This is a genomic window from Acinetobacter sp. YH12102 (genome assembly GCF_013419125.1).
In the GTDB taxonomy this organism is placed as follows: Bacteria; Pseudomonadota; Gammaproteobacteria; order Pseudomonadales; family Moraxellaceae; genus Acinetobacter; species Acinetobacter pseudolwoffii.
In genome coordinates, this window is the sequence record NZ_VPAS01000004.1 from 99,753 (window position 1) to 115,648 (window position 15,896).

Consider the following 15,896-nt stretch of genomic DNA (forward strand, 5'->3'; position numbering starts at 1 on the left):
CCTCTTACATGCGGAACACGCCAAACTTGGTCGGCTGGATTGGCGCATTCAGTGCCGCAGCTAAACTAAGACCTAACACTTCACGAGATTGGGCAGGGTCAATGACACCGTCATCCCATAAACGTGCAGAGGCATAATAAGGATGACCTTGGCGTTCGTACTGATCACGAATTGGCTGTTTAAACTGATCTTCTTCTTCCGCAGACCAGTTAGCGCCTTTGACTTCAATCTGATCACGTTTTAAGGTCGACAATACGCTGGAGGCCTGTTCACCGCCCATCACTGAAATACGTGAGTTTGGCCAAGTCCACATAAAGCGTGGTGAATACGCGCGGCCACACATACCATAGTTGCCGGCACCAAATGAGCCGCCAATCACCATGGTCAGTTTAGGCACATTGGCATTGGCCACAGCCATCACCAGTTTGGCGCCATTTTTGGCAATGCCTTCATTTTCATACTGGCGGCCAACCATAAAGCCAGTGATATTCTGGATAAATAGCAGGGGAATATTGCGCTGACAGCACAGCTCAATAAAATGTGCACCTTTTTGTGCTGACTCGGAAAACAGAATGCCGTTATTGGCAATAATCCCGACTGGCATACCGTATAGGCTGGCAAATCCGGTAATCAAGGTAGTACCAAATCGAGCCTTGAATTCATCAAAACGCGAACCATCGACAATCCGGGCAATCACTTCACGGACATCAAAAGGTTTACGCGAATCTGTTGGCACGATACCGTATAGCTCTGAAGCATCAAACAAAGGCGCTTCCACATGTTCAGGCAACGGATTTGGTTTTTTATTTAAATTGGCCACAATATTGCGGGCAATTTCCAGGGCATGCTGGTCATTTTCAGCCAGATGATCGGCTACACCGGAGAGGCGGGTATGCACATCACCACCACCAAGGTCTTCACTGGAAACAACTTCACCGGTTGCAGCTTTGACCAGTGGCGGGCCACCGAGGAAAATGGTTCCCTGATTGCGTACAATAATAGTTTCATCCGACATGGCAGGCACATAGGCACCACCCGCCGTACAACTGCCCATTACCACGGCAATCTGGGCAATGCCTTGGCTCGACATACGCGCCTGATTATAGAAAATACGTCCGAAGTGATCACGATCCGGGAAGACTTCATCTTGTAGCGGCAAATAGGCACCGCCAGAATCGACCAGATAAATACAGGTCAAATGATTCTGCTCGGCAATTTCCTGAGCACGCAAATGTTTTTTTACGGTCAGTGGATAATAAGTGCCCCCTTTAACAGTCGCATCATTGGCAATGATCATGCAGGTTACGCCATTGACCTGACCAACGCCAGCGACCACGCCCGCAGCAGGCACATCGTCCTGATAGACCTGATAGGCAGCCAGTTGTCCAATTTCAATAAATGCCGTGCCAGGATCAATCAGATGATCAATACGTTCTCTGGCTAGTAATTTACCGCGATCCAAATGTTTTTGACGGGCAGTTTCACCCCCACCCAAGGCAATTTTTTGGACTTTCTGTTTCAGGTCTTCGACCAGATTTTGCATCGCCGTCTGGTTGTTTTTAAATTCGTCGCTGCGAATATTAATTTTGCTCTTTAATTGATTCATGCCGAACATCCTTGTCTATTCTTGTGATTTATTTTTTAGGCAGTTTCATTAAACAGTTCGCGGCCAATCAGCATGCGGCGAATTTCTGAGGTGCCTGCGCCAATTTCATACAGTTTGGCATCGCGCCATAGACGTCCCGCAGCAAACTCGTTGATATAACCGTTGCCACCCAAGGTTTGAATGGTTTCGCCCGCCATCCAGGTGGCTTTTTCAGCTGCATATAAAATCGCACTGGCGGCATCTTTACGCAGGCTACGGCTATGCTCTGCCTTGTCACATTCTGCGCCAACTGCATAGACCAGGGCTTTACAGGCCAGCCAGGTGGAATACATGTCAGCAATTTTGCCCTGCATCAACTGGAATTCACCCAGCGCCTGACCAAACTGTTTACGATCATGAATATACGGAATCACGGTATCCATACAGGCATCCATAATGCCGAGTGGGCCTGCACTTAAAACAGCACGTTCATAGTCCAGACCGCTCATCAGCACTTTGGTGCCATTGCCGACACCGCCGAGCACGTTTTCTTTTGGCACTGCGACATTGTCAAAAAATAGTGGATAAGTGTTTGAGCCACGCATGCCGAGTTTGTCTAGGTGCGTACCGTGACTAAACCCCGGCATATTTTTTTCAACCAGAAAAGCGGTCATGCCTTTGGCACCGGCTTGTAAATCGGTTTTTGCGTAGACCACCAGTACATCGGCATCGCCGCCATTGGTGATCCACATTTTCGAACCATTCAGCAGGTAATGATCACCTTTGTCTTCCGCTTTGAGTTTCATGCTGACCACATCGGATCCGGCATTGGGTTCGGACATGGCCAAGGCACCGACATAATCACCAGATACCAGTTTGGGCAGATAGCGCTGCTTTTGTTCTTCGCTGCCATTACGCTTAATCTGGTTTACACATAGGTTAGAATGTGCGCCATAGGACAAACCAATCGATGCTGAAGCACGGGAAATTTCCTGCATGGCAATGATGTGCGCCAGATAACCGAAATTTGAACCGCCATATTCCTCACTGACCGTCAGACCGAGCAGGCCCATCTCGCCAAATTTTTTCCAAAGGTGAGCAGGGAATTCATTGTCAAGGTCCACTTGTTGAGCAATTGGAGCAATTTCCTTGGCGCAAAATGCAGCCACTGAATCACGAAGTGCAATAAGTGTTTCGTCCAAACCGAAATCCAAGCTTTGTAAATTCATTGTTCATCCATCCTGTGGTTCTATTTGTTGTATCCAAAAAAGCATTTTTGTTGTGCTTGTTATTTAACATACATCGAAAATTTAAAAAAGTGAATCAATATTCACAAAATGATTTACAATTCATTTTATCTTGTTGAGATTAATTTTATGAGTTATAAAAGATCATCATTGATGCAGGAACGAATGGAGCAAAATCGCTTGGCGATCTTGCAATCTGCTCGTGAGCTGATTACTCAAGGGGGCTTTAAAGAGGCGTCGATTCAGGCGATTGCAGAACGTGCAGGCGTTTCTACAGGCTTGGTATATCGATATTTCGAAAACAAGAATCAGATTTTGATTCAGGTTTTGTCAGAAGCAATTCGGCTTGAGATTGAGATTTTAAATCACATTGCTGCCTCGGATTTATCGCCAAAACAGAAATTGCAAAAATCTGTTACAACTTTTGTGAAGCGAGCCATGAACAGCCCACAGTTGGCGTATTCGCTGATGTTCGAACCGGTCGATCCGGAAATGGAACATGAGCGTTTTCACAGTAAACAGCTAATCAAGCAAAGCATTAAGGAAATTTTGGCTGAAGGAAAAGTCAATGGCGAGTTTGAATTTGAAGATTTAAATACCGCAGCGCTGGGTGTGGTTGGTTCCATGACCTTTGTGGTAATTGAACCTTTGAATCCATCTCGGAATATCAGGTTTGATCAAAATTATAAGGATCACTTTGTCAAACAGATTGCCGATTTTTGTGTCAACGCAGTACGTCGACAGGAGGGAGTAGCAGGAGCATAAAACACAAAAAACAGGCAGGAAGACAGGGTTGTCGTGGTCAAAAACAATTAATAGAGTTGAAAATCAGAATTACAAAGAATCAAGGAGATCGATTCAATGACACAAGTACGGTTAAGCTATGCCTACGGAACAAGCAGCCAACCCTTATTGGGCATGACAATTGGCGAAAAATTTGATCAGGCATGCGAACAGTATGCACATTCTGATGCAATCGTCAGCTTGCACCAGAATGTGCGTCTGAGCTATCAGCAGTTGCAGCAGCAAGTGAATGCTTTTGCCTGTAGTTTGCAAAAACTGGGCCTGAAAAAAGGTGACCGTCTGGCCATCTGGTCGCCGAACTGTGTGGAATGGACCATTACCCAGTTTGCTGCATTTAAGGCGGGAATTATTCTGGTGAACTTGAATCCAGCTTATAAAAGTAATGAACTGGAATATGTCTTAAACAAGGTCTCCTGTAAGGGACTGGTGATTGCAGCGCAGTTTAAAACCACTGACTATCAGGAAATTCTGACTAAAATTGCACCTGAGCTGATGCAGACTGAAAGTAAATTCCTCAATGCAGAGCGCTTGCCGCATTTAAAGCATGTGATTAAAATTGATGATCAGCAGCATACCGGTATCCACCGTTTTCAGGATTTACTAAGCTCGCCAAGCGCCCAAGAGCTGGAACAACTGCAACAGATCTCCAGTGAATTGCAGTTCGATGAAACGATTAATATCCAGTTTACTTCGGGCACTACGGGTAATCCGAAAGGCACCATGCTGACCCATAATAATATTTTAAATAACGGGTACTTTGTCGGTGAAGCGATTCATTTAGGTCCAGAAGACCGCGTCTGTATTTCAGTTCCTTTATTTCACTGCTTTGGTATGGTGATGGGTAATCTGGCCTGTATTACCCATGGTTCTGCCATGATCTATCCATCAGCTGTATTTAATCCGCTGGAAACCTTGAAAGCCATTCAGCAGGAAAAATGTACCGCGGCTTATGGGGTGCCGACCATGTTTATTGCCATTCTTGAGCATGAACAGTTTGATGAATTTGATCTGAGCAGTTTACGTACCGGCATTATGGCCGGCAGTCCATGTCCACAGGAAATCATGCAGCGTGTGATTGAGCGGATGCATATGTCAGATATCACCATTTGCTATGGCATGACTGAAACCGCACCGGTCAGTGCGCAAAGCTCTACCGCAGACTCCATTGAACAGCGTGTTACGACAGTCGGCCGGGTACATCCGCATCTGGAAGTGAAAATTGTCGATGAAGATGGCAAGGTGGTGCCGCGCGGACAACTCGGTGAACTCTGTGTGCGTGGTTATTCGGTGATGCTCGGTTATTGGGAAGATCAGGATAAAACTGCAGAAGTAATTGATAATGCGCGCTGGATGCATACGGGTGATATTGCTGAAATGGATGATGAAGGCTTTGTCAAAATCAAGGGGCGAATCAAGGATGTCGTCATTCGTGGCGGTGAAAACCTGTTCCCCAAAGAAATTGAAGACTTCCTTTATACCCATCCTGCGGTTTCAGATGTTCAGGTGATTGGTGTGCCAGATCATAAGTATGGTGAAGAACTCTGTGCCTGCATCATTTTGCATGAAAACGATCCGTGTACTGAAGAAACTATTCGCCAGTATTGTGCCGAGCATATCTCACACAATAAAGTGCCGCGCTATGTGCGTTTCTTCCATGAGTTCCCGATGACAGCTTCCGGTAAGGCGCAGAAGTTTAAATTACGTGAATTTATGCGTGAAGAGTTGAACTTAAAGGAAATAGCTTAAGTATTGTTTAGTTTTTGAGATTGGTGAATTCTTCAACCTTTTTATCATTAAAAAAAGTTGAAGAGAAACTATTAAGAAAAAGCGAAAGATCTGCACAGCCTCACTTAGAAAGAAAGATTTTAATTTTAACGTGTAGGCCATGCTTTGCCTTTCGATGGGCTAAAAGTAAACAAAAGCCCTTTATTTTGCTGAAGGGACATCCATGTCCCTTCAGCAAAATGGCGACATTCATGTCGCCTGTCATGTGATTAGATTTAGGATAATGGTCGAAAATTTAAAACCTTTAGATGGAATCTTTATCAATATTGTAATAACTGATAAACCGAATGCTCTTTAGTCTGTTGAATGGTGTGAGGTAAAGTGAAAATATGGCAAAAAACTTTCATAGTGAACTCGTCGTCGCTAATTATGATGAGCACATCCGTAAACTGATTCCCGGCTATGAACTGGTACATCAGCAAATTGATGCCATCCTAACCACTCATTTACCCGAAATTGCCCATATATTGGTCGTTGGTTGCGGGACAGGCTATGAGCTATCTTATCTGTTGCAACGCCACCCAAACTGGATATTTACTGCAATTGATCCATCGGCGACTATGCTGGAACAGGCGCAGAAAAATATTGGGTTAGGCCTGGAATCGCAGCGGATTCGTTTTATTCAGACAGATACACAAAGCTTAAATCAAGATAATCAGTTTGATGCGGCTCTAGCAATTTTGGTGGCACATTTTATTCCATCAGAAAATAAAACTGAATTTTTTCAGGATATATCCGATAGTCTTAAGACCGATGGAATCCTGTTAACCTATGACTTGATGCAACCTGAAAATAAAACTGAATTAAAAATCTTGCAAAAAATGGCACAGCAGACAGGACTCAGTATTCAACAAAGCGAAAAAATGATTGAACGGTTACAGCAGGATTTTCATTTAATCTCTGCCCAAGATTTAGCAGCGCTTTTAACCAAAGTCGGATTTAAACATAGCAAAATTTACTGTCAAATCATGAATTATTATGCTTTTTTTATACAGAAATAAGCATAGCTAACTGAAACAGTTAACTAGAAATTTAAATATAAGATTCAAGGAAGTGTAAAAACAATGTCAGCCTACTATCGTTTCATCAACCGCGAACAGCATGCCGATGGCAGCAGCACTGCTTATTATGAATCTAATATTCATGCGCAAGGTGCATGGAATCCGCATGAGCAGCATATGGCGCCCGCGACTGGCATTATTTGTGCAGAACTGGAACAGTTTCAGCCACGTGCAGAGATGCGCATTGGCCGGGTGAGTCTGGATATCTTTGGACTGATTGCTTTTGGTGAATTTTCCATTACTACGCGCATGATTCGTCCGGGTAAAACCATCGAGCTTATTGAAGCAGAAATGTGTGCCAACGGGAAAACCTGTATTGTGGCACGTGCCTGGAAAATGATGACTTCGGATACCCGTGCGATCGCCGGTCTGGAAGATTTTCCGGTTCAGCACCCTGAAGACCTGCCGGTGTGGGAAGGGATGCGCTGCTGGCCAGGTGGTTATATTCAAAGTATTAATACCCGTGCCCATGTCGATCATCGTGCGGGCAAAGGTATTGTCTGGTTATCCAATGCCCTGGAAATGGTAGAAGGTCAGACGACCAGCGACTTTAGCCGTTTGATGGGAATGGTGGATACAGCCAATGGCGTGGTGCCGCGTCAGGATCCAAATGCGGGATGGGGTTTCCCAAATCTGGATTTGCAGATTCATTTGCATCGTTTACCTAAAGGCACATGGCTAGGACTAGAAGTGCTACAGCAATATGGTGAAGATGGCATTGGTTTAACCAGTGGAATTTTACATGATCTTCATGGGCCTTTTGGTCGCAGTGAGCAGATTTTAACCTTACGTAAATTTTAAAATCTGATTTACACAAAAGGACGAATTGCTTCGTCCTTTTTTTATTGGCATGCTGTGCGCAATTATTCAGGAAGATCAGCAGATGCGGATTAGTATTATTGGGGCAGGTCGAGTTGCCTTTCATCTTGCCCAAGGCTTAAATGGACAGCATGAGCTTGTACAAATCTATAGCCGCAGTTTTGCCAAGGCAGAACAGCTGGCATCTAAATTTAAGGCTCAGGCGATCAACGCTCCTGAATTACTGCATTCCGAAATTGATCTTTTAATCATTGCCGTCAGTGACCAATTCATTCGATCTGTCATCGAGCAGGTACATGCCTATCTTCCTGATGTGTTGATCGTACATACTTCTGGCAGTACCCACTTAAACGTTTTGCAGGATGTTCACCCACGTTCAGGTGTATTTTACCCTTTACAGACTTTTAGTCTGGAACGTGACATCGACTGGTCGAATACGCCTTTATTTATTGAAGCGGATAATGCTGAAGATCAAGAAAAACTGCATGATCTAGCGAATAGCCTAAGCAATAGAGTCTATCACTATAGCTCTGAACAACGCTTAAGTTTGCATCTGGCCGCAGTATTTGCCTGTAATTTCAGTAATTATTGTTATGATATGGCCAAACAGATTGTAGATGCTGAGCAGGTCGATTTCAGTCTGCTGTATCCCTTAATACTAGAAACTGCCCATAAAGCTACCGAAAATGATCCAAGGCAAATGCAGACTGGCCCCGCCATGCGTGGTGATCAAAATATCCTAAATATGCATCAGCAGATGCTGGCGAATCGGCAGCGAGCAGATTTACAAAATGTCTATCAGTTGTTGAGCCAGCAGATTCTCACGCGTCATCAGAAATGAAGAAGCTAATGATTTATCTACAGAGCAGGGTTCAAAGACAAATTTTCTCTATAAAAAAGCGCTGAATAATCAGCGCTTTTGTGAGTCTTAGATTAAGAAATTTTCTTGAAGATAAAGTCATTAATCTTGTGACCGGCTTCAATGCCGCGACGCTCAAACTTGGTTTGTGGACGCCAGTCAGGACGAGGATAGCTGTTGCCTTTACCTGCGAGGTTTTCCAGACGTGGACGTTCTTCCAAAACTTCAAGCATCCATTCTGCATATGGTTCCCAATCTGTTGCAGCATGGAAGGTGCCGCCCAGATCCAGCTTTTGCTCAACCAGTGGCATACGTTCATGTGAAACAAAACGGCGTTTAAAATGACGTTTTTTCTGCCATGGATCAGGGAAGTAAAGCTGAACCGTATTGATACTATTGTCCGGCATTTCACGCAGCACTTGAATCGCATCAGCATCCAGTACACGTAAGTTGGTTACGCCGGCCATACCTGCTTCATAGATACACTGCGCAATGCCTGGTACATGAACTTCAATCCCGACAAAGTTACGCTCGGGATTGGCCTTGGCCATCAGCACCAGAGAACGGCCCATACCAAAACCGATTTCTACCGTTAAAGGACGCTCAGGATGTTCAAAGTGTTGACGTAAATCGCCCACCGGATATTCCAAAATTAAGTGACCATATTGTTCAAGCGCAGTACGTTGAGAGGTGTTCAGCGGCATTGAGCGGCGCATAAACGTCACGATTTCACGGTGCTCGCTTAAATTGTCCAGCTCCACGACTTGCTGGTCTAATTGATCGTTCGACATAACTTTGGCAAATCTAAAAATTCAGAATGCGGTATTTTAAGTCCTGAGCCGAGCAAGTCAAACTTTTCTCGGTATTTCTCCATAAAAATCGGCAAGATCTCCCAGATACAATAAAAGAGCCAAGCGAGGCTCTTTTATTAATCATCATGCCTCAGCTCCTAAAACGGTCAATCAAGGTGCTGCTGGCTTCATTTAAACCAATCACGGTCACCTCTATACCTTGAGCTTTAAATTTCTGGATGACGTTATTCAGCATATTGACTGAAGTCACATCCCAGATATGTGCATGGGTCAGATCCAGCTCGACATGTGCAAGCTTTTCTTTAAAGTCAAAGAACTGATAGAATTTTTCTGAACTACTGAAAAAAATCTGTCCGGAAATAATATAGCTGCGGGAGTGAGCTGAATTTAAATGGGTAGATACATGCACGGTTCTTTCCAGTTTATTAATAAAGAACAGGGCAGAAAGTAGCACGCCAACAAATACACCCAGTGCCAGATTATGGGTGGCTAAAACCACCAGCACCACCGCAATCATAACCACATTAAATTCCAGCGGATGTTTATTGAATTGTTTGACTGAACCCCACTGGAAAGTGGTAAAGGCGACCATCACCATAATCGCCACCAAAGCCGCCATCGGAATATAAGCCAGCCAGTCTTTCAGAAACACCACCAGGCACAGCAAAAATACACCGGCAATCAGCGTCGATAAACGGGTTCGTGCACCGGAAGACACATTAATAATCGATTGACCGATCATGGCACAACCGGCCATGCCACCCATAAAACCACTGACAATATTGGCCATACCCTGACCACGACATTCCTGATGACGGTCACCTTCAGTTCCGGTGACTTCATCAATTACAGTCGTGGTCATCATGCTTTCCAGCAAACCGACAGTCGCCAGCGTCAATGAATAAGGCAGTACAATTTGTAGGGTTTCCAGATTGAGCGGAATCTCCGGCAGCAGGAACACTGGTAAGGTGTCCGGAAATTGCCCCAGATCACTCACGGTTCGCATATCTGTACCCAAGAACAGCGCCAGTCCACTCAGCACGATGATGCAAATTAGCGGAGAAGGAATGGCTTTACCAATTTTAGGCAGATAAGGAAATAGATAGATAATCGCCAGACCCATGGCAATAAACAGATAGCCCATCCCATTCATTTTTTGCATCTCGGGAAGCTGTGCGACAAAAATCAGAATTGCCAATGCATTCAAAAATCCATACACCACAGCTTGCGAAACAAAGCGCATCAACTTGGCCACTTTAAAATAACCGGCAATGACCTGAATAATTCCGGTCAGAATAGTCGCTACCAGCAGATATTGCAGTCCATGGTCTTTTACCAGCGTAATCATCAGCAGTGCCATCGCACCCGTAGCCGCTGAGATCATGGCAGGGCGGCCGCCAAAAAAAGCAATCGTCACAGCAATACAAAACGAAGCATAGAGACCGACCTGCGGATCGACGCCAGCAATTGCAGAGAAGGCAATCGACTCGGGAATTAAGGCCAGTCCAACCACCAAACCTGCGAGTACATCAGTCCGGACATTGGAAAACCATTCTTCTTTTTTAAGGCTAATCACGAAATATCATCTAAATTTGGAAAACCTGGGTATCTTAAACAGATGCGGTCAAAAATCTACAGAGATGGGCTTGAAAAAGCCGTTAATTTCCTGAATATTGAATGAGTAAATGTCCTGAGGGGCAGTTACGCTTTTTTGCAATTTACAGGTTTGATCACTTGAAAGTTTGACAGAAGCGATTTAAAACATAGAGAAGTGTATAACAAGGATCAGAAATGAAGCTTTACTATTCGCCGGGTGCATGCTCACTGGCAGCTCATATTATTTTAAATGAAATTAATGTCGATTTTGATTTGGAACGTGTTGATTTAAAAACACATAAAACAGAGAAAGGTACGGATTATTACGAAATTAATCCTAAAGGCTATGTACCAGCCTTAGAAATTAATCCTGGTCTGATCCTGACAGAAAACGTAGCCATTTTACCTTTTCTGGCTCAACACGATCCAAAACAAGATCTGATTCCACCATCTGGAATGGGACGTGCCAAAGTTCTGGAATGGCTGGGTTATCTCAATTCAGAATTGCATGATGCTTATGCGGTGTTCTTTGGTGGCAAGTTATCCGATGATGAAAAGAAAAAAGCCTATGCAGAAGTCGATCGTCTATTAAGTTATATCGATAAAGCGATTGCTGAATCAGACAATGACTATCTGGTTGATGATAACTTTGGCCCAGCCGATGCTTATCTGTTTGTGTTGACCAATTGGTCGAATCATATTGAGCATGATTTAAGTCCGTATAAGAATATTATTCATATCCGCAATAAAGTCGCAGAGCGTCAGTCTGTACAGATTGCAATGCGAGATGAAGGTCTAATTCCATAAAATTTAAAAAAAAGCATAATTATTATGCTTTTTTTTTGACTTTCATTTAATAATTGCTATTGGAATAAATAAGATGAAGAGAATACTGAATTTAGTATTAAGTTTCGGTTTAACGGGAATGCTGGTTGCATGTAGTAGTGTTAAAAATCCAGAAAATGTAGCTCAAGAATATGTTACAGCAGCCTATAAAGGCGATTCAGAAAAAATGCTCTCTTATATTTATATACCTGAAAATGTTAAAGCCCAAGCAGGTTCTGAAGAAATGATTCAAGGCAAAATAAAAGCTGGCGCGGCAAAGGCTAAAGAGCAAGCTGAACGTAAAGGCGGAGTCAAAGAAATTAGTGTGGTAGACAAAAATATCGATGAAGCAAATGGAAAAGGACGGGTGACTATCGGAGTCAGCTTTAAAAATGAAGGCTCTAATTCTGTAACAGATCGAGTAAAACTTATCAAAAATGAAGATAAATGGAAAGTTGATTTATAATCGGTTTAGTTTGATTTTGGGCAGATTAGTTATTCTAATCTGCCTTTTTATTGGGTTTCCCCCCCAAGATACTATAAAGCAAGATAAACAGATTTATATGCCCGAGCACGCATTTCAAGTGGGTGATTGGATTGTTCGGGAAGGGGTGGGTTACGAAAGTTTTTTAATCAAAAAACTGAGTGGGAGTGAATACTCACATATTGGCGTGATTGCAGAAACTCAACCGAATATTTTGGTGGTGCATGCGACCACAGATGATGATCCCTCACATGTAAATCAAGTGATTCAATCAGATATCAGTGATTTTATTGACTCAAAACGAGCAAAAAAGTGGGCAGTTTATAGAGAAAGCAGTTTAGAGCCATATAAAAGAAAAGATATTGCTAGGGCCGTGACAAGGCAGGTAGGAGAGCAATTTATTTTAGGATCAAGAGGTGAGACGCATCGTTATTGCACTACGATTATTGCAGAGAAACTTCCATTGTCTTTACGTAATAAACTGGTCTGGAGCAAGATTGAATTGCCAGGCTTGCAGGGGGAGCTGCTTTTTCCTGATGCTTTATTAAAGCTTGAATCCGTCGAGCTGATTTATAAAAATAGATAATTTAGGATGAGTAAAAGCTAAATGATAGTCAAAGAATCATACAATCCTTTGACTACGATGAGATTTATTTAAAGAAATAACCAGTTTCCGGCGAGCTGGCATTGGCCATACGTTTGCGTGGCATACGGCCGGCCAGAAAAGCTTCACGGCCAGCTTCGACTGCTTTTTTCATGGCTGAGGCCATGAGTACCGGATTCTGTGCAGCCGCAATCGCCGTATTCATCAGTACACCATCACAGCCCAGTTCCATCGCAATTGCGGCATCACTTGCAGTACCAACACCGGCATCGACCAGTACAGGCACTTTGGCATTTTCTTTAATAATCGACAGGGTATGTGGATTGAGAATTCCCAAGCCCGAACCAATCAGGCTGCCCAAAGGCATAATTGCCACACAGCCCATGCTTTCCAGTTCTTGCGCCACGATTGGATCATCCGAAGTATAGACCATGATCTCAAAGCCATCGTCAATCAAGGTACGTGCAGCTTTCAGGGTTTCGGTCACATTCGGATATAAGGTCTTTTCATCGCCTAAAACTTCAAGCTTGACCAGATTATGGCCATCAAGGAGTTCGCGTGCCAGCATACAGGTGCGAACGGCACTATTGGCATCGAAACAACCTGCGGTATTTGGCAAAATGGTATATTTTTCCGGAGGAATGACTGACAGCAGATTCGGCTGATCTGGATGCTGTCCAATATTGACCCGACGAATCGCGACAGTAACAATCTCTGCGCCACTGGTTTGAATGGCTTGCTGAGTTTCATTTAAATCTTTATATTTGCCTGTGCCTACCAAAAGGCGAGACTGGAATTGGCGTGAACCAATCTGTAATAAATCTTGCATAATTGTCCCGAGTATTAGCCGCCACCGACCGCGTGAATAATTTCTATTTTGTCTGTATCGCAAATCGGCGTATCGCCTAATCTGCTTTTAGGAATAATCATTTCATTGACTTCAACTGCAAAACGCTTACCCTCAAGCGCCATACTCTGAATCAGTTCCAGCAGATTCTTGCAGTGAGTTTCCTGTTGTTCGCCATTGATATAAATCATCATTCTAGCTACCCTCCATGATTAAGTGATTTTCAGACTTATCTGGCGTATTTTAAAGCATTCCAAGCCAGAATTAACCATCCTGCAATCATTAAAGCACCACCAATTGGCGTAATTGCGCCTAATCCACGTGGTAAACCCAAGGCCATGATATACAGTGAACCAGAAAATAATAAAATACCGACCTGAATTAGCCAAAAACTCCATTGAATCGGGAGTGTCGGAATGACTTTCGCGAGCAAGGCCAGAATAAGCAAACCTAAGGCATGATAGAAAAAATAATCCGTTGCCGTTTGCCACCAGCCGAGCTGGGCTTCAGTCGCGCGCGCTTTTAAACCATGTGCACCAAAGGCACCGAGCATCACTGCAAGCGCCAAGTTGAGTGCTGAAATCGCAATCCACATTTGAATTGATCTTCGTGATAAAGTTTGCGCCCAACCTTAGCATAAATTCAAAATTCGGACATAAAAAAGCCTTCTTTGATGAAGGCTTTTTCAGATTAAATCAATAACAGAATTTGGTATTAATTGGAGGACATCGCCACTTTAATTTTTTCCATGGCATTTTTTTCGAGTTGGCGAATACGTTCCGCGGAAACGTTATATTCGGCGGCCAGCTCATGCAGGGTTGATTTCTCGTCATCTAGCCAGCGGCGCTGCAAGATATTACGTGAACGATCATCGAGCTGATCCATGGCTTCGTGCAGGGCAGAGGTACTTTGTTCCTCATAATCCTCATTTTCAATCAGACGGGCCGGATCATAACGGTTATCTTCAAGATATAAAGCCGGTGCAACATAAGTTGAACCTTCATCATCGTCATCGCCGGAAGCATCAAAAGCAGCATCATATGCCGTCAAACGGCCTTCCATCTCCAGAACTTGTTCTGGTGTGACATTTAAATCATTGGCAATCGACTGTGCTTCTGCGAGGGTCAACTTTTTCGATGATTTTTTCAGGCTACGCAGATTAAAAAATAGTTTACGTTGCGCTTTGGTGGTGGCGATTTTAACAATACGCCAGTTACGGATCACATATTCATGAATTTCCGCCTTAATCCAGTGCACAGCAAATGACACCAAACGTACGCCCATATTCGGGTCAAAACGTTTTACAGCTTTCATCAGACCCAGGTTGCCTTCCTGAATCAGGTCGCCTTGTGGCAGACCATAACCTGCATAACTGCGTGCAATATGCACCACAAAACGCAAATGTGACATGACCAGCATTTTTGCTGCATCTAAATCCTGGTCATAGTAATAGCGTTCAGCCAACTCTTTTTCTTGTTCGGCCGTTAAAATCGGAATCTGATTGACAGTGCTGATATAAGCACCGAGGTTGACCCCTGGCGCCGATAATGACAGGGGCATCAACTGATTGCGGCTGTCACTCATGTGTTCTCCTTGAAGTGCGGGATAACCCTAAACATAGGTTTTATCTTAATCCAATCTCTCCGCAAATAATGGATATTTGGGTAGAGAAATGTAAAAAAGTATACGAAACTAAGATAAACAGTTTAATTGAAAATTTTTAAGATTCAATCAAGTAGTGAAACTCTGAATCAGAAATTTTTCTTGATTCAAGCTTGAGTTGATGAATCTGGCAATAACGGCTGATATCCGTCTGACTATGTGGATCAGAGGATTTCAGCAAGAAAGTTTTCTGATTACCGGCCTTTAGTGCCCGTTTTAACATTAATAGCGGCATCGGGCAGGGTTTTCCCATGGCATCGATAAGACAATATTGCTCTGGATCTTGCGACATTAGGGTTTCATTCATATAGCAAAAAAATGACAATAAATAGTAACAAAGAAGCGCATGGAACCAAACTGCTTTAATAAAGATCACAATCTAAAAGAAGATATAAAGTCTTTTGACAATTTTCATGAAAAAAATAACTAAATCAAACAGAACATGCTAAAAAAAATCTATTAATTGTGATAAACCCATGTTAAGCTCGTTGCGTATTTGGGACTTTGAATAAACAAAGTGATTGTTTTTCACCCTATTACATAAATGGATGTAACCGGGATTTTGTTGATAGTTTTACAGAATGATTACAAGCTTAAAAATAATATTTTCAAACTTGTTTGCTCTGCTGTTTGCAACACCGGGTGGTCCTTCTTTTAGTTTCAATGAGGATTAACTTATGACAGCTGCTCGCGAACAAGGCGTAGTTAAGTGGTTTAACGATACTAAAGGCTTCGGCTTTATTCAACGTAACGGCGGTGATGACGTATTTGTTCATTTCCGTGCTATCCAAGGTGACGGCCACCGTTCACTTCGTGATGGTCAACGCGTTGAATTCAGTGTTGTTAAAGGCCAAAAAGGCTTTCAAGCTGAAGAAGTTCAACCATTAGACTAATCTTCGGATTAAG

General features: G+C 43.3%; 18 protein-coding genes. 9 read left to right on the forward strand and 9 right to left on the reverse strand.

Annotation, left to right across the window (positions count from 1 at the left end; translation table 11 throughout):
- Nucleotides 1-4: 4 nt before the first annotated feature.
- Entirely contained in the window at nucleotides 5-1,606 is a 1,602-nt protein-coding gene (locus FTU42_RS04925) for a carboxyl transferase domain-containing protein (RefSeq protein WP_100535526.1), read from the reverse strand.
- Between the two features lie 35 nt (nucleotides 1,607-1,641).
- On the reverse strand, nucleotides 1,642-2,814 hold the full coding sequence (locus FTU42_RS04930; RefSeq protein ID WP_180083118.1) for an isovaleryl-CoA dehydrogenase: 1,173 nt from the start codon (nucleotides 2,812-2,814) through the stop codon (nucleotides 1,642-1,644).
- A 147-nt stretch (nucleotides 2,815-2,961) separates the two neighbouring features.
- Here FTU42_RS04930 and FTU42_RS04935 point away from each other — a divergent pair, with 147 nt between their 5' ends.
- The 5 genes from FTU42_RS04935 (at nucleotide 2,962) to FTU42_RS04955 (ending at nucleotide 8,142) form a co-directional block, all read left to right on the forward strand.
- Entirely contained in the window at nucleotides 2,962-3,597 is a 636-nt protein-coding gene (locus tag FTU42_RS04935) for a TetR/AcrR family transcriptional regulator (protein ID WP_035337915.1), read from the forward strand.
- 96 nt (nucleotides 3,598-3,693) lie between these two features.
- Entirely contained in the window at nucleotides 3,694-5,382 is a 1,689-nt protein-coding gene (locus tag FTU42_RS04940; protein ID WP_180077329.1) for an AMP-binding protein, read from the forward strand.
- A gap of 368 nt (nucleotides 5,383-5,750) precedes the next feature.
- Nucleotides 5,751-6,422: a class I SAM-dependent methyltransferase gene (locus tag FTU42_RS04945; protein WP_005096551.1), complete on the forward strand. Its 672-nt coding sequence runs from the start codon at nucleotides 5,751-5,753 to the stop codon at nucleotides 6,420-6,422.
- 63 nt (nucleotides 6,423-6,485) lie between these two features.
- Nucleotides 6,486-7,283 carry a thioesterase family protein gene (locus tag FTU42_RS04950; RefSeq protein WP_005096553.1) on the forward strand — a complete coding sequence of 266 codons (798 nt, stop codon included), beginning with the start codon at nucleotides 6,486-6,488 and terminating at the stop codon, nucleotides 7,281-7,283.
- Nucleotides 7,284-7,365: 82 nt separating this feature from the next.
- Nucleotides 7,366-8,142 carry a Rossmann-like and DUF2520 domain-containing protein gene (locus tag FTU42_RS04955; RefSeq protein ID WP_159138064.1) on the forward strand — a complete coding sequence of 259 codons (777 nt, stop codon included), beginning with the start codon at nucleotides 7,366-7,368 and terminating at the stop codon, nucleotides 8,140-8,142.
- Between the two features lie 92 nt (nucleotides 8,143-8,234).
- Here the strand turns inward: FTU42_RS04955 and trmB are convergent, their stop codons facing one another.
- Both trmB and FTU42_RS04965 read right to left on the reverse strand, forming a co-directional pair.
- A complete protein-coding gene (gene trmB, locus FTU42_RS04960) occupies nucleotides 8,235-8,951 on the reverse strand; it encodes a tRNA (guanosine(46)-N7)-methyltransferase TrmB (protein WP_180083119.1) in 717 nt (238 codons plus the stop codon).
- 151 nt (nucleotides 8,952-9,102) lie between these two features.
- A complete protein-coding gene (locus FTU42_RS04965; RefSeq protein ID WP_180083120.1) occupies nucleotides 9,103-10,548 on the reverse strand; it encodes a SulP family inorganic anion transporter in 1,446 nt (481 codons plus the stop codon).
- A gap of 215 nt (nucleotides 10,549-10,763) precedes the next feature.
- Between FTU42_RS04965 and FTU42_RS04970 the strand changes: the two genes are divergently transcribed.
- From FTU42_RS04970 to FTU42_RS04980, 3 genes are all read left to right on the forward strand, one after another.
- On the forward strand, nucleotides 10,764-11,375 hold the full coding sequence (locus tag FTU42_RS04970; RefSeq protein WP_005171574.1) for a glutathione binding-like protein: 612 nt from the start codon (nucleotides 10,764-10,766) through the stop codon (nucleotides 11,373-11,375).
- A gap of 73 nt (nucleotides 11,376-11,448) precedes the next feature.
- Complete coding sequence (locus FTU42_RS04975; RefSeq protein ID WP_100329791.1) at nucleotides 11,449-11,859, forward strand: DUF4878 domain-containing protein; 411 nt, start codon at nucleotides 11,449-11,451, stop codon at nucleotides 11,857-11,859.
- Entirely contained in the window at nucleotides 11,831-12,463 is a 633-nt protein-coding gene (locus FTU42_RS04980) for a YiiX/YebB-like N1pC/P60 family cysteine hydrolase (RefSeq protein WP_100329790.1), read from the forward strand. Before FTU42_RS04975 ends, FTU42_RS04980 begins: the two co-directional genes overlap by 29 nt.
- A gap of 64 nt (nucleotides 12,464-12,527) precedes the next feature.
- On the opposite strand, the gene FTU42_RS04985 is transcribed toward FTU42_RS04980, so the two are convergent.
- From FTU42_RS04985 to FTU42_RS05005, 5 genes are all read right to left on the reverse strand, one after another.
- Nucleotides 12,528-13,310 (reverse strand): thiazole synthase, encoded by a 783-nt coding sequence (locus tag FTU42_RS04985; protein WP_100329789.1) that lies wholly within the window; start codon nucleotides 13,308-13,310, stop codon nucleotides 12,528-12,530.
- A gap of 14 nt (nucleotides 13,311-13,324) precedes the next feature.
- Nucleotides 13,325-13,522, reverse strand: a complete 198-nt coding sequence (gene thiS / locus FTU42_RS04990; protein ID WP_004280105.1) for a sulfur carrier protein ThiS — start codon at nucleotides 13,520-13,522, stop codon at nucleotides 13,325-13,327.
- 35 nt (nucleotides 13,523-13,557) lie between these two features.
- Complete coding sequence (locus FTU42_RS04995) at nucleotides 13,558-13,923, reverse strand: DUF423 domain-containing protein (protein WP_005096565.1); 366 nt, start codon at nucleotides 13,921-13,923, stop codon at nucleotides 13,558-13,560.
- A 119-nt stretch (nucleotides 13,924-14,042) separates the two neighbouring features.
- Nucleotides 14,043-14,912, reverse strand: coding sequence for an RNA polymerase sigma factor RpoH (rpoH, locus tag FTU42_RS05000; protein ID WP_005096567.1), 870 nt, complete (start codon nucleotides 14,910-14,912; stop codon nucleotides 14,043-14,045).
- A 136-nt stretch (nucleotides 14,913-15,048) separates the two neighbouring features.
- A complete protein-coding gene (locus FTU42_RS05005; RefSeq protein ID WP_227523968.1) occupies nucleotides 15,049-15,282 on the reverse strand; it encodes a sulfurtransferase TusA family protein in 234 nt (77 codons plus the stop codon).
- A 385-nt stretch (nucleotides 15,283-15,667) separates the two neighbouring features.
- On the opposite strand from FTU42_RS05005, the gene FTU42_RS05010 reads away from it, so the two are divergent.
- Nucleotides 15,668-15,883 carry a cold-shock protein gene (locus FTU42_RS05010; protein WP_004280099.1) on the forward strand — a complete coding sequence of 72 codons (216 nt, stop codon included), beginning with the start codon at nucleotides 15,668-15,670 and terminating at the stop codon, nucleotides 15,881-15,883.
- Nucleotides 15,884-15,896: the final 13 nt, after the last annotated feature.

Bases quoted from the DNA above. Each gene is read 5' to 3' on its own strand.
- FTU42_RS04925 (WP_100535526.1), bottom strand. From the start codon at position 1,606: ATGAATCAATTAAAGAGCAAAATTAATATTCGCAGCGACGAATTTAAA.
- FTU42_RS04930 (WP_180083118.1), bottom strand. From the start codon at position 2,814: ATGAATTTACAAAGCTTGGATTTCGGTTTGGACGAAACACTTATTGCA.
- FTU42_RS04935 (WP_035337915.1), top strand. From the start codon at position 2,962: ATGAGTTATAAAAGATCATCATTGATGCAGGAACGAATGGAGCAAAAT.
- FTU42_RS04940 (WP_180077329.1), top strand. From the start codon at position 3,694: ATGACACAAGTACGGTTAAGCTATGCCTACGGAACAAGCAGCCAACCC.
- FTU42_RS04945 (WP_005096551.1), top strand. From the start codon at position 5,751: ATGGCAAAAAACTTTCATAGTGAACTCGTCGTCGCTAATTATGATGAG.
- FTU42_RS04950 (WP_005096553.1), top strand. From the start codon at position 6,486: ATGTCAGCCTACTATCGTTTCATCAACCGCGAACAGCATGCCGATGGC.
- FTU42_RS04955 (WP_159138064.1), top strand. From the start codon at position 7,366: ATGCGGATTAGTATTATTGGGGCAGGTCGAGTTGCCTTTCATCTTGCC.
- trmB (WP_180083119.1), bottom strand. From the start codon at position 8,951: ATGTCGAACGATCAATTAGACCAGCAAGTCGTGGAGCTGGACAATTTA.
- FTU42_RS04970 (WP_005171574.1), top strand. From the start codon at position 10,764: ATGAAGCTTTACTATTCGCCGGGTGCATGCTCACTGGCAGCTCATATT.
- FTU42_RS04975 (WP_100329791.1), top strand. From the start codon at position 11,449: ATGAAGAGAATACTGAATTTAGTATTAAGTTTCGGTTTAACGGGAATG.
- FTU42_RS04980 (WP_100329790.1), top strand. From the start codon at position 11,831: ATGAAGATAAATGGAAAGTTGATTTATAATCGGTTTAGTTTGATTTTG.
- FTU42_RS04985 (WP_100329789.1), bottom strand. From the start codon at position 13,310: ATGCAAGATTTATTACAGATTGGTTCACGCCAATTCCAGTCTCGCCTT.
- thiS (WP_004280105.1), bottom strand. From the start codon at position 13,522: ATGATGATTTATATCAATGGCGAACAACAGGAAACTCACTGCAAGAAT.
- FTU42_RS04995 (WP_005096565.1), bottom strand. From the start codon at position 13,923: ATGTGGATTGCGATTTCAGCACTCAACTTGGCGCTTGCAGTGATGCTC.
- rpoH (WP_005096567.1), bottom strand. From the start codon at position 14,912: ATGAGTGACAGCCGCAATCAGTTGATGCCCCTGTCATTATCGGCGCCA.
- FTU42_RS05005 (WP_227523968.1), bottom strand. From the start codon at position 15,282: ATGTCGCAAGATCCAGAGCAATATTGTCTTATCGATGCCATGGGAAAA.
- FTU42_RS05010 (WP_004280099.1), top strand. From the start codon at position 15,668: ATGACAGCTGCTCGCGAACAAGGCGTAGTTAAGTGGTTTAACGATACT.